The 21,723-nt window shown below is 35.1% G+C and carries 11 protein-coding genes; 9 read left to right on the forward strand and 2 right to left on the reverse strand.

Annotated elements, in window-relative coordinates; translation table 11 throughout:
• Window positions 1-11 precede the first annotated feature (11 nt).
• Entirely contained in the window at window positions 12-566 is a 555-nt protein-coding gene (locus A6M55_RS15505; protein WP_064198430.1) for an N-acetylmuramoyl-L-alanine amidase family protein, read from the reverse strand.
• A gap of 298 nt (window positions 567-864) precedes the next feature.
• On the opposite strand from A6M55_RS15505, the gene A6M55_RS15510 reads away from it, so the two are divergent.
• The 6 genes from A6M55_RS15510 to A6M55_RS15535 all read left to right on the forward strand — a co-directional run bounded on the left by A6M55_RS15510 (window position 865) and on the right by A6M55_RS15535 (window position 12,459).
• On the forward strand, window positions 865-2,511 hold the full coding sequence (locus A6M55_RS15510; protein WP_064198431.1) for a hypothetical protein: 1,647 nt from the start codon (window positions 865-867) through the stop codon (window positions 2,509-2,511).
• A 159-nt stretch (window positions 2,512-2,670) separates the two neighbouring features.
• Window positions 2,671-4,593 (forward strand): site-specific DNA-methyltransferase, encoded by a 1,923-nt coding sequence (locus A6M55_RS15515; RefSeq protein ID WP_064198432.1) that lies wholly within the window; start codon window positions 2,671-2,673, stop codon window positions 4,591-4,593.
• Between the two features lie 200 nt (window positions 4,594-4,793).
• On the forward strand, window positions 4,794-7,937 hold the full coding sequence (locus A6M55_RS15520) for a type III restriction-modification system endonuclease (RefSeq protein WP_064198433.1): 3,144 nt from the start codon (window positions 4,794-4,796) through the stop codon (window positions 7,935-7,937).
• 5 nt (window positions 7,938-7,942) lie between these two features.
• Window positions 7,943-11,167: a helicase-related protein gene (locus tag A6M55_RS15525; RefSeq protein WP_064198434.1), complete on the forward strand. Its 3,225-nt coding sequence runs from the start codon at window positions 7,943-7,945 to the stop codon at window positions 11,165-11,167.
• On the forward strand, window positions 11,164-11,811 hold the full coding sequence (locus A6M55_RS15530; RefSeq protein ID WP_064198435.1) for a DUF4391 domain-containing protein: 648 nt from the start codon (window positions 11,164-11,166) through the stop codon (window positions 11,809-11,811). The genes A6M55_RS15525 and A6M55_RS15530 overlap by 4 nt, the downstream gene beginning before the upstream one ends.
• Before the next feature lie 21 nt (window positions 11,812-11,832).
• Window positions 11,833-12,459: a hypothetical protein gene (locus A6M55_RS15535; RefSeq protein ID WP_064198436.1), complete on the forward strand. Its 627-nt coding sequence runs from the start codon at window positions 11,833-11,835 to the stop codon at window positions 12,457-12,459.
• A gap of 170 nt (window positions 12,460-12,629) precedes the next feature.
• Here A6M55_RS15535 and A6M55_RS15540 read toward each other — a convergent pair whose 3' ends face one another.
• Window positions 12,630-13,457 carry a hypothetical protein gene (locus A6M55_RS15540; protein ID WP_064198437.1) on the reverse strand — a complete coding sequence of 276 codons (828 nt, stop codon included), beginning with the start codon at window positions 13,455-13,457 and terminating at the stop codon, window positions 12,630-12,632.
• A gap of 419 nt (window positions 13,458-13,876) precedes the next feature.
• Here A6M55_RS15540 and A6M55_RS15545 point away from each other — a divergent pair, with 419 nt between their 5' ends.
• From A6M55_RS15545 to A6M55_RS15555, 3 genes are all read left to right on the forward strand, one after another.
• Window positions 13,877-14,914: a hypothetical protein gene (locus A6M55_RS15545; RefSeq protein WP_156511085.1), complete on the forward strand. Its 1,038-nt coding sequence runs from the start codon at window positions 13,877-13,879 to the stop codon at window positions 14,912-14,914.
• 263 nt (window positions 14,915-15,177) lie between these two features.
• Window positions 15,178-16,200 carry an NHL repeat-containing protein gene (locus A6M55_RS15550; RefSeq protein ID WP_064198439.1) on the forward strand — a complete coding sequence of 341 codons (1,023 nt, stop codon included), beginning with the start codon at window positions 15,178-15,180 and terminating at the stop codon, window positions 16,198-16,200.
• A gap of 4 nt (window positions 16,201-16,204) precedes the next feature.
• Complete coding sequence (locus A6M55_RS15555) at window positions 16,205-21,709, forward strand: LamG-like jellyroll fold domain-containing protein (protein WP_064198440.1); 5,505 nt, start codon at window positions 16,205-16,207, stop codon at window positions 21,707-21,709.
• The last annotated feature ends 14 nt before the right edge of the window (window positions 21,710-21,723 follow it).

A 21,723-nucleotide genomic window follows, 5' to 3' on the forward strand; every position in this document is an offset into this window, starting at 1 on the left:
ATATTCTTGAGTTATACATCTATTGAACCGAATTCTGCCAAAATCATATTCTTAAAATTTCCCCATTTCACATTAAAAGTTTTATCAGCATCCATTAATAGGCTCGGACATTGTTTGCCTGTCCATTTGTTATGAGGTACAACCTTATCTATTCCTATTCCTAAATCAAACATAAGAGCTGCCACCAATCTGGCAGCTCTTAGATTTGCCGCATTTTGGTTTATACCTGCATTCATGCAAATTTCTATTCCAATGCTTTTTGAATTCCCACTTTTGGCGTGGAAAGCTAATTCACTTATTGGAATATGCTTGATAATCCTAAAATCATCAACTGTATAATGCCAGGATACCCAAACTTTATTTCCACTACCTCTCGGATGAATATAATATCCTGTCATTTTTAAAAACCTTGCGTGAGCCAACGCATCAGCACCTGCAGATGGATTATCAGTATTATGTATTGTTATAAATGTTGGTGCAAGGGGTGTTTCAGGACGATTACGTCTGCCTATGGCAATTAAATCCTCTGCTAAATTTAATTGTTGACCAAATTCAGTTCTATTCATTGGGTTGATAGTTAAACGATTAGTATGCAATTCATTTCTTAACTTTCGATTTTTTCTAATACTCCATTGATTTAATTTAAAATAGAATTGTAAAAAACATTATTAAAGAGACGAAGGGTGACTTTTGTGAGAAGTAAATTTTATAGTAAAACTTCTATTATCCTACATAAATTTATTTAACGGTTACGAACAGGACACAATTGATAATACTTGGGGTAATACCGAAAAATAAAAATCAATTGAATATAAAATACAAAACCACCATCTTTGGCCTTCACTTCTAAACCATAAGCCAATTATGAAAAAAATTGCCATTCTCCTGCTTTTAATAAGCACTGTTTTAAATAGTTTCGCTCAAAAATCACATAAAAACCCAAATGTATTATCCTTAAAAAACGAACCAGATTCTTCATCTAATGAAAATTTAGTAAGCAATTCATCTTTTAAAAAAATTTATACCCGTGATTTCTCAGCCTTATCGGGTATTACGGTTCAGCCACAAAACCAATTAATTCTAACATTAAATAAACCTGAAATATTTTTGGGAGGTATGCTCCCATTTACAAGAAAAGGCAAAGCAATTCCAGCAGTTGGGTTTTATCCTTATTTCATTGGAAAACTGAACGATGATGGCGAATTTATATTCAGAAAAGCCCGTGAATATGACCCCAATATTGGCATAGGTGGAAAATTATTTATTAATCCGCTCGGGTTTAAATTTTGGAAAAATAGTACACTATACTTTTTTAATAACAAATTAGCAAAGACCCAAGCATTTGCGGGAAAAAGAAATCTCGCCCAAATGGAATTAGATAAAAAATATAAAACACTGAACTCATTAAATAAAAATAGATTAGCCTTGAACGCCAGCATTGAAGCAGCTGCTAAGAAAATCAGTAAAAATGAATTGGCAAAATCAGTCTTGCAAAACTCACCACGGTTTGGAACAATTGACAATGATACTACTATTTCAATAATAGATTCCAAAGGGCAAAGCCTAACGATAAGTAATGAAGAACTCGATGCGACCGTTCAAAAAATAATCCAAAAGCAAGGCTTTATTGATAGTGTAGCTGTGAATGACACACGAATATCAATAAAAATGACCGATAATTCTAAAATAAATCTGAGTGCCGACCAAATCGTAAAAGCATATATTTTATCAGAAACCGATATTGCTGCTCAGAATGCTAAAATCCTAAAAGCTCAAGAGGAATTAGCTAAAATTGATGATTTAAATCTTGACAATAAAACAACCGAAGGTGCTGAAAAAAAACTAAAAAAATACTATGAATCGGAACTGTACGAACTCGAAAAAGACGCCCCTTGGACATCTCGCTATTTCTTCTGGATAAATATTGATTACAAAATAAACAAACAAACTGTAAATGTATTCAGAAATGATGCCCTTGAGGAACTGAAAGGACTTAGACAAGATTTTGTAGGTATAAGTGCCAATTTTACATCGGTTATGAATAAAGCAGTATTCAACACCTTTTTAAGTTATGAGATTGAAAAGAAACGAAAATTTCTTGATTTAACCCCCAAAACTTTCATTACAGATTCGAGCCGAATCAGTACTTTTAATACCATTGAAACTAAAAAGGCGTATAACCTCAATGATTTATCGCAAAAGGATTTTGATGAAATACAAACCAATAAAGTGTTGAATTTTGGAATGACAGGGCTGGTTGGCGATAAAAGAAAATTTGGTATTACGACCAACATCAAATATACGACTAATACAAAATCGACTAATCTGAAAATGGGCTTGATTATACCTGCGTATAAATCGGCCGATGGCGAGCAAGCAAACATTGTTTTGGAGTATCAAGTACCAGACATAAATACTAAACTACCCGCCAACAAAGAGCAGAAACCCTCAGAAAGAGCTTTTGCAAGCATAAAAGTAGGTATTCCGATTAGTATGCTAAAACCTAACTAAACCCCGACAAAAGTCTCAGAAATTCATGTTATTTTCTGAGACTTTTTAGTTTTTATCCTACTCACCCAAAATCATTTTTGTAAAACTCCGCTTTCTTGGCTAAACTTGCATAGGTATAACATTCTACCAACCACCTGAAAAATTAGCTCAGACAGTACCATGACCGACAAACTTGACCTTACTTCACCTGATTTAGTACAACAAAATATAGAACGAATTTCGGCTCTTTTCCCCAACTGTATTACCGAAACCGCCAATGGCAAACAAATAGATTTTGATTTGCTCCGCCAAGAACTCAGCCACGATATTGTAGAAGGCAATAAAGAACGCTACCGCCTCGAATGGCCAGGAAAACGGGAGGCAATAGTAACCGCCAACTTGCCCACTACCAATACCCTACGCCCCGTAGTAGAAGACTCAGTAAACTTTGATTCCACCGAAAACCTATACATTGAAGGCGACAACCTTGAAGTGCTGAAACTCTTGCAAGAAAGCTATTTGGGCAAAATAAAAATGATATACATTGACCCACCCTACAACACAGGCAACGACTTTGTATATAAAGATAATTTTACGCAAAACACCGAAGAGTATAAAGCCGAAAGTGGCTTGGTAGATGAATATAACCAACGCATGGTAGCCAACCCCGATACCTCAGGCCGCTACCACTCCGATTGGCTAACGATGATGTACCCACGCCTAAAACTTGCTCGAAACTTACTGACTGACGATGGTTTGATTTTTATCTCAATTGATGAAAATGAATGTCACAATTTAAAAAAGTTGTGTGATGAAATTTTTGGTGATAATAATTTTCTAACCGAAATAATCTGGAAAAATAAGACAGGTGGTGGAGCTAAATCAATTGGGTGGATTGGGTTACACGAATATATATTATGTTATTCAAAAAATACATATTCAATTGCAGATATTTCCATACCATATTCAGAGAAAACAGCCTCCATGTATAATAAAAAAGACGAAAAATACGCAATAAGGGGACCCTATGCAACTTGGCCACTCGACACGACGAGTATGGGAGATAGACCAAATCTTAAATTCCCAATAATACATGAAGGTGTTGAAATTTGGCCTGAAAAGCAATGGTTATGGTCTCAAGATAGAGTGGAAGAGGCTCAAAAAAACAATATTCTGGTATTTAACAAACAGAGTGATGGTACTTACAAAGTAAGATTCAAAGGCTATCTAAAAGGTGAAGATGGCATAATTAGACGAGGAACACCACTGTCCATCTTTGATGGTCCATACTCTCAAGATGGTTCTAAGGACTTTCAAGAACTTTTTCCTAAATCAATTTTCCCATTTCCAAAACCAATTAAATTACTTTCTCAAATATTTACCATAAGAGTAAATAATACCACTCCAAATGGCGATATTATATTAGATTTTTTTGGAGGCTCCAGTTCGACAGCTCATGCCATTTTTAAGCAAAATGCAGAAGATAGAGAAAATAGAAAATTTATCATAGTACAGCTACCCGAAGCTACCGACGAGAAAAGCGAAGCATACAAGGCTGGTTACAAAAACATTTGTGAGATAGGTAAAGAGCGTATCCGCCGAGCGGGCAAAAAAATAGTAGATGAGCAAGCCACCCAACAAGCTAAAAAAGCCCAAGAACTTGATTTTGAGCCAAATGCTACCGAAGCCAAACTTGATGTTGGCTTTAGGGTTTATCGCCTCGATAGCAGCAATATGCAAGAAGTTTATTATCGCCCAAAAGACTACGACCAAGCAAGTTTAGACCTCTTTGCCGATAATATCAAACCCGACCGCACCGCCCAAGACCTCGTGGCACAAATCATGCTCGACTGGGGCTTGCCACTCTCGCTACCCATTGAGCGTGTCAGTATTCTGGGCAAAGAAATATTCAAGATTGCAGGCAATGCCCTCTTTGCGTGCTTCGATAAAGGCATTGACGAAAATTTTGCCCGAGCCATTGCCACCGAAAAACCCCTCAGAGTAGTTTTCAGAGATGCCTCTTTTGCCAACGATACCGCCAAAGAAAACGTAAAGCAGCTACTCAAACAACTAAGCACCGACACCGAAATGCGAGTGATTTAAAAACTACGCATCAACTAACTGATAATTAGTAAGTTATGAATGGCACGCAGATAAAACGGATGCAAGCAACGCTGATTTACATAGACCAAAAAATCTGTGCAAATCAGCGGTAAAATATCAGCGTCATCAGCGTGCCATTTTCCATAAGTACCTGATTTTCGTTTTATAAGACAGAAAAAGGCTGAAAAATACCAAAATACATGAAATTACAATTTAAAGAACAAGCCTTTCAGCTCGAAGCCGTAAAAGCGGTAATTGATTGTTTTGCAGGGCAAAACCCGAAAACCAATCGGTTTACGCTTGAGCGTAGCCGAGAATTGCTCAAAAAAGCCCAAGATGCCGCCAAAGGCTTAGGCGATTTATACGAAAATGAAATAAAAGAAGAAATCGGGTACCGAAATAGCCTCATCGAGATAACCGAAAGCCAGCAATTAGAAAACATCAAGCAAGTACAGCGAAATCAAGATTTGATAGAAAGCATCAAAATTGAGCGTCCGCAAGGCATCAAGTCGGGGCTTAACCTTACGATAGAAATGGAAACGGGTACGGGTAAAACCTATACCTATATCCGCACCATGTATGAGCTGCACAAACACTACGGTTGGAGTAAATTTATCGTTATTGTGCCAAGTATTGCCATTCGTGAGGGCATTCACAAATCATTTGAGGTAACCCAAGAACATTTTCAGGGTATTTACGGGCATAAAATTTCACCTTTTATTTATAATTCGAGCCGCCCGCAAGACATCGAAACCTTTGCTTCTGATTCTCGCATCAGTGTGATGATTATCAATACGCAAGCATTCAACGCCCGTGGTGCCGACGCAAGGCGTATTTATATGGAGCTTGACCAGTTTGCCTCACGCCGCCCTATCGAAATCATTGCCCAAACCAACCCAATTATAATCATCGACGAGCCGCAGTCGGTCGATGGCGAACAAACCTTGCAAAGTATGCAAGATTTCAATCCATTGTTTACGTTGCGTTATTCGGCCACCCACAAAACCGATTATAATAAAATCTATCGCCTCGATGCCCTCGATGCCTACAATAAGAAACTCGTAAAGAAGATTTCGGCAAAAGGCATCACTTTCAAAGGCACAAGTGGCACAAATGGTTATTTGTACGTAGAGCAGATTTTGCTCAGCACCACCAAGCCCCCAATGGTTTTGCTCGAATACGAAAAACGCACCAATTCGGGAGTAAAGCGTGTTCGAGAAAAACTAAGCAAAGGTGCAAACCTGCACGAACTTTCGGGCTATATGCCTCAGTACGAACACTTTACGATTCAAGAAATAGATGGCTTTTTTAATAAAATTGAAATAAACGGTCAAGAAATTTTTGTTGGTGAAGCCAAAGGCGATGTCAACGAAAACGATTTCCGACGTATTCAGATTAGAGAAACCATCAAATCGCATCTACAAAAAGAACGAAATTTATTCTACCAAGGCATCAAGGTACTTTCGTTGTTCTTTATTGATTCGGTAGAAAAATACCGAGTGTATGGCGAGCAAGGCGAAGAAAAGCTGGGCGAATATGCTCAACTTTTTGAGGAAGAATACCGCAATGCCGTTTTAGATGTAATAGACCTTTTTACTCAAGAATACGGTCAGTATCTGGATGATAACGAGCCAAACAAAGTACACAAAGGCTATATGCCCACCGATGCTTACCTCGAATATTTACAAAGAGACCAAGCCGAAAAAGTTCACCAAGGGTATTTTTCGATTGATAAGAAAAAACAATTGGTTGACCCAAGCACCAAACGAGCCAAAAAAGGCGAAGAAGCCGAATCGGATGATATTTCGGCTTATGACCTAATCATGAAAGACAAAGAACGATTGCTGAGTTTTGAAGAACCCACACGTTTTATTTTTTCACACTCCGCCCTCAAAGAAGGCTGGGACAACCCCAATGTTTTTCAGATATGTGCCTTAAAGCACGTAGAATCTGGTTCACAAATACGCCGCCGTCAGGAAGTTGGGCGTGGAATGCGTTTGTGTGTCAATCGCCATGGAATCCGTCAAGATTTCGAGACCATCGGCGAGCAAGTACATGAAGTAAACAAACTCACAATTATAGCCTCCGAGAGTTACGAAGATTTTGCGAAGGGTCTGCAAAACGAAATAGCGGCATCGCTCAAAGACCGACCACAAAAAGCCAATATTGAGTTTTTTGTGAATAAAATGCTCATAAATGCCACGGGCGAAAGCATGAGAGTTGATAAAGAATTAGCCAATAAGCTCAATAAGTTTTTATTCAAGCATGATATTTTAGACGATGACGATAAAATAACCGCCGAAGGCAAAGCCCTTATTGCTGCCAATAAAGTACCATTGCCCGAAACGCTGGAAGTTTACAGAGATAGTATCACCCGACTTTTACAGTCGGTGTATTCGGGCGAAGTACCGAAACCAAGTGACGACCGCCAAACAACCGAAGCTAAGGTAAATGCCAATTTTGCCAAGCAAGAGTTTCAAGAATTATGGAATAGAATCAGTCTTAAATCTGTTTATGAAGTACAAATAGACACCGAAAAACTCGTACACGACAGCAAGGTATTTATCAATGCCAAGCTCCATATTAGCGATAGAAGCTACGAAGTAAAAGAAGGTACACTGAAAGAAGCAAGCAAAGAGGAACTCGAAAAACTACAAGGCTTTGGCAATGTAACTCGGAATACCGAAAAACTCAGAACCAACGTAAACACCAATGCCACGTACGATATAGTGGGCGAAATTGTAGCTAAAACCAACCTAACTCGCCGAACGGTGGTGGAAATCTTGAAAAAAATTGAACCCAATAAGTTTATACTGATTCAGAAAAACCCCGAGGAATTTATCAGTGCATGCAGTAAATTGATAAACGAAGTAAAGGCCAGCTTGATACTCAATAACATTGTGTATCATAAAACCGAAGAACGCCACGACGCCAAAACGGTCTTTAGTAATAACAAACAAGTAGTAATACAGTCAGAAATGCTCAAAAAGCACATTTATGATTATATGACTACTGACTCTCAGGTAGAAGCCGAGTTTGCCAAAGACTTAGAAGGTAGCACGCTCGTAACGGTTTATGCCAAATTGCCAAAGAGTTTTTATATCACAACGCCCATTGCTAATTATAGCCCCGACTGGGCAATTGTGTTTGATAAAGAAAAAGTACGCCATATTTATTTCGTGGCCGAAACCAAAGGCACCGACTCGATGACGGAACTGAGAGAAATAGAAAAACTAAAACTACATTGTGCCGAAGAACATTTTAAAGCTATCAGCGATGGCGTGGTGAAGTTTAGCCAAATTAGTAGTTACGATAAATTATTAGAGATAATACAACTGAATTAAGTATAATGAAGCTCATAGATAATGTAAATTCACGCCTTGGAGACGATTTAAAACTTGAAATAAAAAAAGGGGGTCGGCTATCAATAGCCGCTTCCTCCTTTTCAATTTATGCTTTTGAAGCCTTAAAAAAAGAGCTAAAATCAATCGAAGAACTACGGTTTGTTTTTACATCGCCCACTTTTATTGAAGAGAAATTCAATAAAATTCCGAGAGAGTTTTACATACCACATATCTATAACGAAAACCAACTTTGCGGTGGTGAGTTTGAACTCAGACTAAAAAATGAATTAAACCAACGAGCAATTGCCAAGGAGTGTGCTGAGTGGGTTAGACAAAAAGTTGCTTTTAAGAGCAATACTAATGCGAATCTTCCACTTTCAGGCGTACTTCACGTAAATAACTCAGAAGATGATGCCGTAGCTTACTCTAATATTTCGAGTTTTACCACCTCTGATTTAGGCTATACGCACCGTTCGGGTTTCCCGACACTCATCCAAAAAATTGATGCACCGCAAAGCAAAGCCTACCTTGATTGGTTTAACCAAATTTGGCAAAATCAAGAGAATTTAAAAGATGTAACAGCATTGGTTCAGACCTATTTTGAAGATGCTTATAAAGAGAACAGCCCTGAGTTTATCTACTTTATTTCGCTTTATAATATTTTCAATGAGTTTTTAGATGATATTTCAACCGACTACCTACCCAACGATGAAATTGGCTTCAAACAAACCATAATCTGGAATAAACTTTATAATTTTCAGCGAGATGCAGTCATTGGAGCTATCAATAAGCTCGAAAAATTTAATGGTTGTATCATTGCCGACAGTGTGGGTTTAGGAAAAACATTTACGGCACTTGGTATCATCAAATATTACGAAAAACGCAATAAAGATGTGCTGGTGCTTTGCCCCAAAAAGCTCGAAGCCAACTGGAATACGTATCGCCAAAATGATAAGAATAATATTTTAGCAAAAGATAGACTTCGGTATGATGTTCTTTTTCATACTGATTTGTCACGTGAGCGAGGCATGAGCAATGGCAGAAGCCTTGAAAATGTAAATTGGGGAAACTATGCCTTAGTAGTGATTGATGAATCGCATAATTTCAGGAATAATAATACTGTAGTTGGCAAAGAAAATAGGTATCAAAAGTTATTAAGGAAAATCGTACAGGAAGGCATCGAAACAAAAGTTTTGATGCTCTCAGCCACGCCAGTCAATAATAGGTTTAATGATTTACGAAATCAATTGGCACTAACTTACGAAGGAAACCCAGAGCAAATAGATGAAAAACTAAATACTGAGCGAAGTATTGATGTGGTCTTTAGAAGAGCCCAACAATCATTCAATATTTGGTCGAAATTGGCAACCGAAGAGCGAACAACCGAGAAGTTGTTAAGTATGCTTGATTTCGATTTCTTTGAAATTCTTGATAACCTGACAATTGCAAGGTCAAGAAAACACATCACAACCTATTATGACACTACCGATGTTGGCAAATTTCCAGTAAGGAATAAACCAGTATCAATCCAAAGCCCGCTTAGTCATCACGGCACAAATTACGTTACGATTGCCGAAAAACTCACTTTACTAAACCTATCGGTATATTCGCCTTTAAACTATATTTTACCGAGTAAAATAGCACTTTATGCCGAAAAATACGATAAAAAAGTAAAATCAGGCACTTTCAAACAACGAGACCGTGAAAAAAGCCTTCAACTTTTGATGCGTATCAATTTACTGAAACGTATTGAAAGTTCGGTTGATTCGTTTAGACTAACCCTCGATAATATCATATCACAGATTCGGACAACAATAGCCGCTCTTGCAGAAACAAACGCTGAAATGCTTTCGGGCATAGATATAAACCCAGAAGAAGAAAACTTTGACTGGGAGTCGGAATGGGGAGATGAAGAAAACATAATCGGCAATAAGGTAAAAGTCAGAGTGGCCGATTTGGACAAAACCCGATGGAGCGAAGACTTAGCAGTAGATTTGGAAATATTGCAGCAACTTTACCAATCAACATTTCAAGTTACCAACACAAACGACCTTAAACTACTGAAATTGAAGGAGTTGATAGTAGATAAAATGCAAAATCCACTCAATACAAATAATAAAAAGGTCATTATTTTTACTGCATTTGCCGATACCGCCAACTATTTATACCGAGAATTAAAAGATTATTTTTTATCAAATTTCAACATACATTCAGCACTGATTACTGGAAATAAGCGTACCTGTTCGTCAAGACAAATACCTACTGACCTAAATACTATTCTTACTTGTTTTTCTCCGATTTCAAAGGGTAAAGCACAGGTTTTTCCTGACATTAATGATAATATTGATGTTTTGATAGCAACTGATTGTATCTCAGAAGGGCAAAACCTGCAAGATTGTGATTATCTGATAAATTATGATATTCACTGGAATCCAGTACGAATTATCCAGAGATTCGGTCGTATTGATAGAATTGGCTCAATCAATACCAATATTACGATGGTAAATTTTTGGCCCGATGTTACGCTTGATGCCTACATTAATCTGAAACAACGAGTAGAAAACAAAATGCTTATCAGCAACATGGCAAGCACGGGTGATGATAATATTTTGAACACTGATGAGAAAGATTTAGAATATAGAAAAATTCAACTAAAAAAATTACAAGAAGAAGTAGTTGACTTAGAGGATTTAAAAGAAGGAGTTAGTATAACCGATTTAGGGTTAAATGATTTTAGAATAGATTTAGCAAACCTGATAAAAAAATACGGTGTCCTTAAAAACATACCCGAAGGCCTATATGCAGTAGCAGAGACAACAAATCAATCTGAAAATGGTGTGATTTTTATTCTTAAAAATGTCAATACTCACATCAATATTGATAAGATGAACCGTTTACACCCCTATTATTTGGTTTATTTAAGGACCGATGGTACGTTGATTTTTAATCATATTGAAGCAAAAAAGACACTTGATGTACTCAGATTAATTTCTCAGGGTAAAATGACACCCATTCAAAATCTTTGTAATGAAGTGAGTGAAGAGACAAATGATTTTAAAGATATGGGTCAGTACTCAACTTTACTTAGAAAGGCCATTGCTTCAATACTGCAAACCGAAGAAGAAAAAGAAATTCATAGTTTATTCAGGGTAGGTGGCACCACGGCCTTAGGAGATAAACTAAAGGGTATTGAGGATTTTAAACTTGTATCATTTTTCATAATCAAATGATAATATTTGAGTTACCACAATCAACCTTTGTCAATCGGGTTATACCTAAAAATGCTTTTGATAGTTTCACTAATCAAAAGCAAAAGCGGATATTTATTGATGATATTGACAAAATCAAATGGGTAAATAAAATAGCCAAAGATACGGTCAATCTTGAAGGAAAAGATGTGCAAGAAATTCAAGTATTTGATATACAGCTAAAAAAAGCAGATAATATCAAAGATATTGTAGAAGTAATAGATAAAGCCATTCCTTACCAGATAGTTTTTATTTTGACGTTTGGCAAAGAATTGATGATTTCTACCTCAAAGAAACACTTTCATCCTACCATTGAAGATAAGTCAATTATCGACTGGACATTCTCTACAAATTGGTTTTCCTTAACTGAACAAAAATACCAGTTCAACCTCAAACAAAGTCTTGATTTTGTCTATGCAGATTTTTGCCAACAACTCACCGATACCAAACAAGAAAACAAAAGCATTGATGAAATAGTGCAGTTCAATGCTCAAATCAGAGATTTAGAAAGACAAATTCAGCAACTTGAAAACAAAATAAAAAAAGAAAAACAGTTTAATCTTAGGCTAACGCTACACTTGGAATTACAAGAGTTAAAAGAAAGGCTTTTGAAGTTAGGGGTTTAAGAGATATTAATTCTATACATCATGATAAAACTCGTAACATTCCAACCAATTTGCTTCAAGAAAAAAGGGCTTGATGCAATACAAAAATTTGATTTTCCTCCTTACATTGATGGGTCATGTAGGCGAGAACCTGATTTTGAGAATCCATTCCCTTCTATTTCTGCATTGTGCAGAGGTAATAAATTCGCCCCAACCTTAAAAAAAGGTGATACAGCTATCTATTTATCAAAAAAAGGCACTTATAATTTAGGATTTATGCATTGGAAGCTTGTGGCCATCGTAGAAGTCATAGAACGCCTTGAAACTCATGCGGCAGCGGCATTATGGTACAGTAAACTGAACCTTAAATTACCCAATAACTGTATGGTAAACAACAATCCTCATTTGTCATTAGACGAAACAAGTGGTTTTTGGGGTGTAGATGTGAATGAATGGAATAATTACTACTTAGAAAAATCAAAGACACATTCTGTTTTCTTGGTCTGCAAAAGTATTTATACAGAGTTACACAATCCACTCACAATCACTGAAAAAGATATGGAGTTAATTTACGGAAGAAGGAATCCGAGTACTCAAAACCCTCCAAAATTATCTAAAGAACAATTGAATAATTTTCTCATGTTCATAGATAAATATGGGCAAATTTGATTTTGTATTAATAGTATAACGCTATCCATTTGAAATCATAATCACCTTATACTTAGATTTCAATACAAGTAAATTACACTTTTCTGCATCAAAAATACTAAAAACCACCTTTTCAAATAATATAATTTCTATATGCAATAGTCCAATTAAACGCCCGTTTGATTGGACTATCAAATATGCCCCTCATTCTTCAAATAAATAGCCACATCTTTAATCGTCTCAAAGGTTTCAATTTCAAAACTTTCACGGGCTTTACTAAGTATTCTACGATTATAGGTTTTGCGTAGGGTATCTAACGATAAACCGAGGTTTGCACATATTTCTTTTTGAGTAATAGCTTGATTATTAGCAATTTGATAAAGAATAGAAAGCTCTTTTTTATTGAGCCCGAAAGGCTTCTTTTCGGTATCTATCAATTTTGGTTGTTTGTCTTTTACTGCCAAAATCTCTTCTACGGACGTTATTTCGTAATTATTTCCTACACGAGCATCGAGCGTATCCAATTCATTATATTCTTTCAATATCACAAAATGGTTTAAGTAAGAAAGAACCCTGCCATCTTTGTTGATTTGAAAAGGAGAAAGCGTTCGTTTAACCAAAATGTGTTTGCCATTGTAGTGTCTAAGGGGCAACTGAATAACAATGCGTGGACTCATAAATTTAATAGAAAACTCATCTGAGTTGGCCGTTTTAAAAGCCGAATCGGCCAACATATTGAGCGATGGCAAATGCCGAGGGTGAATGATTTTTATGTAATCAAAAAATGAAAATGTACTATCGGCGTAACCCAACCATTCAGCAACGCCATGAACGTGTTCAATTTTTCGTTTGACGATATTCAAGACAAAGAAAAACTGCTCATAATTAACAGTTCTTTTTAAATTTTCAATTTCATTTAGCTGAACTGATTCACTGATAATAGGTTCATAAACCTCATTTTCAGGGTAATGTTTGTCTAACACTACTAAGATTTGTTTCAGCATATTATCTTTTTTCATTTTTATTTTGACATTTTTGACGGACTCCGTAAGTTTGGTAAAGTTAAAGGAATTATTATTGTTTTTTGAAAGATTTTGTGGGTATTATTTAGAGGGTTTTATTCAAAAAATACCGTAAAATAAATAAAATTGAATTGATAATTAATATTGGGTATGTTTGTGGTTCTTCAAAATAAGAATATTTGTACAATTGAATATGCAATAATAAATAAATTCATTTATAAGATTTTTTTGGCGATACACATTAAGACATTGTCAACCGTGAGAGCTACACATACAAATTTCTCCAAAAAATAGTCATTATTAAAAGTAAGCAAAGTCTATATAAACTCTGTTTTTGACAATTCTTTAAAGTTGTTATATTGTGTAAGCATGCTACCGCTTGCGAAACAGAGTTGGATGTTAAAATTGACGTTATTATGAAATATTTATTTCTTACGTTTTGTGCATTATTTGCATTAGAGGCTTTTAGTCAAGCTCCAAATTTCGATTGGACTAAAAGTTTCGTTGCAAATGAAACTGATGAACCTTTCTCCATAATCTCAACAAGTGATGGCGGTTATATCATTGCTGGCCATTCAAATTCTACAATCTCAGGAGATAAATCGGATGGGAATATCTTGCCAATTCTTAATCAATTTCAACGGTTTGATATTTGGATTGTAAAGTTTAATGCTTTGGGTGTGAAAATATGGGATAAAACTATCGGTGGGAATTATAATGAATTTGAACCTCAAATTATCGCATCGAGTGACAATGGTTTTGTCTTGGTTTGTCATTCATATTCTCATATTTCAGGTCAAAAAACAGCCAATAACGTAGGTGGAGCAGATTTTTGGGTGATAAAATATGATGAGAGTGGTACTAAGGTATGGGATAAAACATTTGGTGCAACAGGGACAGAGCTTTCTCCAAAAATTGTTTCCACAAATGATGGTTTTCTAATTTGTGGTCAATCTAATTCAAATGCTTCAGGTAGTAAAAGTAACAATAGCTATAATAACAGTAATGACATTTGGCTAATCAAAATTGGAAATAATGGCCAAAAAATATGGGATAAAACATTTGGTGGTTTCAGTAATGAAATCAAACCGATAATTAGTATTAATAACATTGGAGAAATTATTTTAGGAGCATCATCCAACTCCAATATATCTGGCAAAAAAACTGAAAATGCTATTGGAGGATTCGATATTTGGGTAATGAAATTATCTCCGACGGGTGACTTAATTTGGGACAAAACAATGGGAACAGAGGATGATGAATATTTAGGTGGAGTAACTATTGATTCAGATAATAATATTATTTTAGTAGCTTCCTCTGGTGCTCAAGGTTACTCTCATACCACAATTTTGATAAAAAAATGGGTACAATTGGGCAAATACTATGGGAGCGAGAAATTTATAAAACAACATATTTTCCTAAAATTATTAGAAATAAAAATGGTGGATATTTAATATTAGCGTGTTCAGATGGATATTTGGTCAATTTAGACAAAGATGGACTGGAAAAATGGAACATTAATATTAGCTTTTCTCTAATGGTAAATTTAACTCAAAGTAATTTTGGGGACATAATAATTATTGGTGGGTTGGAATATTCTGTTGCCAAATATTCTTTTCCACCAATTTTACCAATTATTAATATTTTAAATAATGAAGAGTCAGTGCAACAAGGTATCCCCTTAAAAGTCAATTTTAAAGCAATCTCAAATTAAATAATGACAAAACTACACTTAATTTTTATCTTATTGTATTCGACAGTTACTTATTCTCAAACACCTAATGGAATAATTGTCGCAGGCGGAAATGGTAGAGGTTCATCACTAAATCAATTTTATGACCCAGAAGGTTTTTTCGTGGATAATAATGAAAATATTTACATTGCTGACTGGAGTAATGACAGAATTCTAAAATGGAAAAAAGATGAAACTACAGGCTTAATTGTAGCTGGTGGAAATGGCTGGGGTACAGCTTCAAATCAATTTAGAGCACCAATTGATGTTTTTGTTTCATTATCCAGTGATATTTATGTTGCTGATTATTTTAATTCAAGAATTCAAAAATTTAGTAATAATTCACAAATTGGCATAACAGTTGCGAGTGGCGGTTTTTATCCTTCTGGATTATTTATAGATGCAAATGAAAATTTATATGTAACGGATGTTTCAAATCATCGAGTTTTAAAATATCCAAGAGGCTCCATTCAGCCAACCTTAGTAGCTGGAGGCAATGGTAAAGGATCAGCATCAAACCAATTAGATAACCCCTCTAAACTATACGTAGATGTTAATAATGATGTATATATTAATGATGTTGGCAATAATAGAATTCAAAAATGGTTAAGTGGTGCATCTGTTGGAATTACGGTCGCTGGAGGAAATGGAATTGGTTCAATGCCAAATCAATTTGAATACCCTCAAGGACTTCACATTGACTCACAAGGAAATATCTATGTCGCGGATAGAAATAATTCTAGGATACAAAAATTTTCTACTAATAACCAGTCAGGTGTAACAGTGGCAGGTGGAAATGGGTATGGTTCTAATCTTAATCAATTAACAAATCCGTATGATGTTTTTGTTAATTCACTAGGTTTTATTTTTGTACTTGACACTGCAAATTCAAGAGTTCTCAAATTTCCCCCATTAAATCAACCACCCCAAATCTATTTATTAGCCCCCCCAACGACTACCCCAAAAGGCACTACAATAAAAGTAAATTTTAAAGCAACCTCAAACTAAAAACATGAAAAAAGCACTATATATTATCTACTTTTTAGCTTGTATTAAAACTTTTGGACAAGTCTCGTTACCCACTCCTACGGGCTTAACAGCCACGATTGAGCCTAATAATCGATTCACTATGAAGTGGAATTGTGATATCTCTGGGGCATTTTCAGCATTAAATACCACCGAATATGTATGGTTTGAAATAGAAATTGATAATGGTACAAATCAAACAATCCATAATAGCTCCTATTTTTTTGTATCGAATCCTGCTAATTCATACGAATTTAAAAGCCCTTTTTATTTAAAACCCAATACTCAATATTATTTTAGGGTTCGTGCTAAATACACAGCAAATACTGCAACTGATGTCAGTATTTCTTCGTCGAATTGGAGTAATATTTCTAATTCTGTAATTACATCTACTCCACCCGAATATGGTATTACGGTATTAACTCACGGTTTTCAACTCATGGGTAAACTCGGGATGAATTCTGATTTTGAAAAGCATGCCAGAAAAATATACAACAGATTAGGGGGTGAAGCAACTGTTTTAACCAATGATGGGATTACTGGCGAATGGAAAATCATGCGAGGCACTAATGGGCAATTGCTTGGAAACGGAGATAGAACTAAAGAATTAATTTTCTTTTATGATTGGGCGTCTGCGTCTAATGGTACAGCAACTTTTAGTGAAAATGGAGAATTAGAGGCTGCCGCAGATAGACTCTTTTCTATGTTAACAGAAGTTAAAGTAATGAATCCAACCACAGGTATAGTTGAAATTTGGTATCAGAATGCAGAATTGATGGCAAAAAAAAGCCATTTTATAGGTCATAGTCGTGGTGTAGGAATGTTACTCCAAACAATTCATAGGTTTGGTAAGTATTTCCCAACGGTAAAAATAGACCATTTTACAAGTTTAGACCCTCATCCTGCCTCAAAATATGGAGATGTTAAATTTGATACCTCAGATAAGCCCAGCATTATTTCAGGAGAATCTCCTTTGGCATCTTTGCCTGGTGTTTATTCTACCACTACGAATGGTATGCCTAATAATTGTTATACCGAAATTCCTTGGAAAGATGCGGTAACTGGTGGTTATGTTGGAGTCGGCGGAGTTTTATGGAGTATCATAGAAAATGAGGCTATCCGACCACTTTGCCAAAATGGTCCAGTGAAAATAAAATTTCCTGAAAATGTAATTAGAGCCGAAAATTATTATCGAGAGGATGGTAAATATGAAGAAATCTTTTGGGTAGATGAAAATTTAAAAAAAGCAAAACAAGTTATTGATGATATTCTTGCAATTTATGATGTTGTTAATATTGACCCAAATCCTGGTAAGCAAAAAAGCGGATTCGATAAATCACAAATTGGTTCGATTCGAACAAGTCTGCAACGAGATTTAGAAACGTTGAAAAGAGTTGGTAATTACGATTTCAATTATGTATTGTGGGGGGGGCTTCAACAATTTGAAGTTGATAGACTGAAAAACATTTTTGACAAGCTTTCAACATTGAAGGGTGGAGCAAATGGTGCTATTTCTTTGCTAAGTACCGATATTCCGACTTTAGTGGATAATATTATCAATCTGGAGGTTGATAGAATAATTAAAATTGCACCTTTTGATGGTGTTTTAGCTGATGGATTAGGGGAATGGAATTTTAGATTAAATAATTCATTGGTTTCAAGCGGTTTTTCAGCACCAGATTATACAACAAATATTAAGTTAAACGAAGCCATTGGTACTTTAGCAGGTGGTGCTCATTCAGGTGTGCATCATTGGTATTTTGGAACTGTTGATCCTGTAAATTCAAGAATTGGAAATGACTGGTATTCAGCCGCTAATAATTTTGCATCAGGAAAAAATGTGGAAAACTTGGGCTTTTATAATAGTAGATTAGGTAAGCATCTGAATGATATAAACCAATATTTTCCTAAAATGACTATAGCAGAAATGGATGCCCGAATATTAGAAAGACAATCAAATTGGGGAATGAATCCTATTTTTAATGGTTCTTTTCATTATGGAGAAGTGGCATGGTTTGGGAATCACTATCTCAATAAACCACATGTGAAAACCGAAAAAAGGTTCCCAATATTTTTGGGTAAAAATCAACCCGCTAATGAGTTTATTTATAGCATTTCAAAGAACCTAAAAACATACTTTTACCCAAAAACTAAGTTAAGACATCAGATGTTTTTGGTGCCATCAAACCATAATTACTTAAAATTCAAGATAGATGGAATACAATCAGCTTCTTTTGGGGTTTCTGTATCGTTTGAATACAGAGGAACTAACAATGAAACTGTTTCGGTAATTTTAGCAAATGACGTGATTACTCATGTTGCGGGTACTTCCAAAATATTTTACATGGATATTCCCGCGTCTGTGAAAGGGCGTGTATGTTGGATGACTGTTAATTTCGAATATCGTTCTTCACAAAATTATAGTAATCCTGATATGGTAACAAGTCTTGATATGATAACTGGAATATATATTGATGATTTTGATATGTCTATCAATACATCGTTACCAATAGCTAATAAACTTAATATTTCAAATGGCACTTTTTGTTCAAACCCTTATTATTATGGTAAATCCAATATTGATATAGAAAATGTTTGGGACAAGCGTACAACACAGTTAGCGAATAGTGAAGGATTTGTAAACTGGTGGAATTTAAGTAGAGCAGATGAATCTTTGGCTATAAATTCATTCAATTTTAAAAATTACAGAAATGAGAATATAACATGGGGTGAAGCATGTGAGGCAGTTTACTTGGCCGCAAAAAAATTGGGTTTTACCAATTTTCAAGAAATCTGCTCCAATGAGAAAAACCAGCAAGCTCAAATAACTAAGTTTCTATTTGATTCAAGGTTAATTACCCAAAATACACCTTCTGATAAAATATTCATTGGTGATTTTTATAAATTGGTTTACTCAGTAATTTTGGATCAAGGTGCGGCATATCCATATAAAACCTTCAATCGACCAAATAGCAATATTACTTATAAAGCTTTAAGTCCAAGTTTTGTGAATACAGCAATTACTACCGCAGGTATTGTATTTGATATCAACGGAAAACCCTTTCTTGCTTGGTTGACAGATGGGTTTAAAAATGGCGATATTTGGGGAACTGAATTGGTTTCGAGGATGTCTCTTTCAAAGACTGTTACATTGGCTTATTTTTTTAAGAAGGCTGTAACAAGCGGTGCTCCAAATGGTCGTTTAGCAAACACAATTGAATCTTTACCAAACGTTACAGATTATAAAAGTTTGGGAGCCAAATATGAGTTATATGATGATATCAATGATGAAATACCAACCTCAGTTGTTGTTGGAAAGACCGAATTTTATCAATCTGGTCAAAATATAACTTTTAGTTTTCCGAGAGATACTTTAGCTGATGGGACAAAAGTACACTTTTATTGGGCAATCAATGGTATTTCAAAAAGTGGCAACCTTACTGCAATCTCATCTAACTTGCAAAGTGTGCAATATACAGTTCCAACCGTTACCGAGAGAACCACCTTTGAATTATACATATACTTGGGTGCCGAAAATGGAAATTCGGCAGAAATGACAAAGGAAATTGTTGTTTCACCATCAGGATTTAACAATAATTTGGTTGTAGGGGAATACTACATTGATACTGACCCAGGCATCGGAAATGCAACTACTATCTTTCAAAATTATTTAAAAGTTGGAATAGATTCTTCTTTTAATGTTGAAACTTCATCTATGACTTTAGGGTTGCATACATTAAGTATTAGGGTAAAAGATAAAAATAATAATTGGTCTGCTGTAAAGACTTCTCAATTTGAAGTAACAAACCCATGTGGTTCTACCCAAAGTGCATCTATTCTTGGAAATTCAGAAATTAGGTTGGGAGAAAAAACGTTTATAACTCTCAATTTTGTAGGTCAATCACCCTTTAATTATGTTTTATCTAATGGTTTGTCTGGCTCAACCAATGACAATCAAGTATTGCTTGAAGTTTCACCAAGTGCAAATACGACATATACTATAACTTCTGCGACAAATATTTGTGGTGAAGTTACAAAATCTGGTCAAGCACAAGTCAATGTGTATAACTGTGATTTTCCATCAGGATTTATAAGTGGAAGTTCATCAATTTATTCAGGAGAAACCGTTAATCTAAATTTATCATTTTATGGTACTCCACCGTTTCAGTATACTTTGAATAACGGAACATCTGGAACGGCTGTAACCAATAGTATTTCTATACCTGTTTCGCCTCAATCTGATAGTTTTTATTATTTAACAGATTTAACTAACACTTGCGGCTCTGGATTAGTAAATGGCATGGTACAAGTGTTAGTTAAGCCATGTATACTACCTACTGCTTCAATTACTAATGCTACTTACGAAGTTAATGACTATAATTCTGGTAATATAATAACAAGAGTTAATTTTACTGGTACAAAGCCTATTAGTTTTCAAATGTCAAAACTTTACAACAGTACAACATCAAGTGATTTTATAAATATACAAGAAAATTTTTTTTCAAAACAAAATTATACTGTTAAGTCGGTATCAAATCGCTGTGGAGTAGGTACTACAAGTGGGGTGGTAGTAATAAATTATAATGATTGCCCTACAAATATTAATAACCCAAATGGCATTACTTCTTTGTCTAATGGAACAAATTTCAGGAAAGGACATTATGCTTCTGATAAAATATCTGGAGCAAACAATGTATCGGACCTAACATCTTTTTTTGCGGCAAAATCAATCGAGCTAAAACCAGGCTTTTCAGCAGGTTCAAATGAGGTTTTTCAAGCTGAGATTAAAAACTGCATTAGCCCAACAACCAATGGTTTAATTGCAAATTATCGTTTTTATAGTTTAAATGACTACAGTGGAAATGATAATACTGGAATAGGCTCGGTAACTTATGGAAATAATCGATTTGGAAACAGTACATTAGGTTCTATCCAAGTAAGTAAATTTAAAGCTATTTCCAGTGAAAGTTTGAATTTGAACACCGACTTGACATTTAGTGTTTGGGTAAAACCAATTTCCACAACTGGTTTAGGAAACGCATACACCTCAGAAGCAGGAGGTGTGCAATATTTATTTTCTCGATTATCAAATTGTACTCTTGGGCAGATATCGGGAATTGCACTCGGTGTTCGCCAACTAACGAACAGTACAAATATTGTTTTGAATAGAAATGGAGTATTTGCAGAAATTCCAATAAACAATAAAATTATTCTTAATAAATGGACTCATATTGTAGTTTGTTTGAGTAAACCAACCAATTCATCATTTACTATCTTTAATGTTTTTGTAGATGGAGTGAAGTATAATTTAGGTTTTGGTTTACCGTTAGTGGATTTATCAATCTTCAATAATCAAGATATACTATTTGGCTCTTTTTCATCAACTTGTAATAACTCCTCAAGTCTCACATTTTTAGATGATATAAGATTGTACAACAGGTTACTTTTGGATAATGAAATTAAACAAATTTATGATGTTGAAAAACCTTGAAATGAAGTAATCAA

This window comes from Emticicia sp. MM (assembly GCF_001649495.1).

Excerpts from the sequence above, each read along its gene's own strand:
- A6M55_RS15555 (WP_064198440.1), top strand. The coding sequence starts at position 16,205 with ATGAAAAAAGCACTATATATTATCTACTTTTTAGCTTGTATTAAAACT.
- A6M55_RS15545 (WP_156511085.1), top strand. The coding sequence starts at position 13,877 with ATGAAATATTTATTTCTTACGTTTTGTGCATTATTTGCATTAGAGGCT.
- A6M55_RS15535 (WP_064198436.1), top strand. The coding sequence starts at position 11,833 with ATGATAAAACTCGTAACATTCCAACCAATTTGCTTCAAGAAAAAAGGG.
- A6M55_RS15505 (WP_064198430.1), bottom strand. The coding sequence starts at position 566 with ATGAATAGAACTGAATTTGGTCAACAATTAAATTTAGCAGAGGATTTA.
- A6M55_RS15510 (WP_064198431.1), top strand. The coding sequence starts at position 865 with ATGAAAAAAATTGCCATTCTCCTGCTTTTAATAAGCACTGTTTTAAAT.
- A6M55_RS15530 (WP_064198435.1), top strand. The coding sequence starts at position 11,164 with ATGATAATATTTGAGTTACCACAATCAACCTTTGTCAATCGGGTTATA.
- A6M55_RS15540 (WP_064198437.1), bottom strand. The coding sequence starts at position 13,457 with ATGAAAAAAGATAATATGCTGAAACAAATCTTAGTAGTGTTAGACAAA.
- A6M55_RS15515 (WP_064198432.1), top strand. The coding sequence starts at position 2,671 with ATGACCGACAAACTTGACCTTACTTCACCTGATTTAGTACAACAAAAT.
- A6M55_RS15525 (WP_064198434.1), top strand. The coding sequence starts at position 7,943 with ATGAAGCTCATAGATAATGTAAATTCACGCCTTGGAGACGATTTAAAA.
- A6M55_RS15550 (WP_064198439.1), top strand. The coding sequence starts at position 15,178 with ATGACAAAACTACACTTAATTTTTATCTTATTGTATTCGACAGTTACT.
- A6M55_RS15520 (WP_064198433.1), top strand. The coding sequence starts at position 4,794 with ATGAAATTACAATTTAAAGAACAAGCCTTTCAGCTCGAAGCCGTAAAA.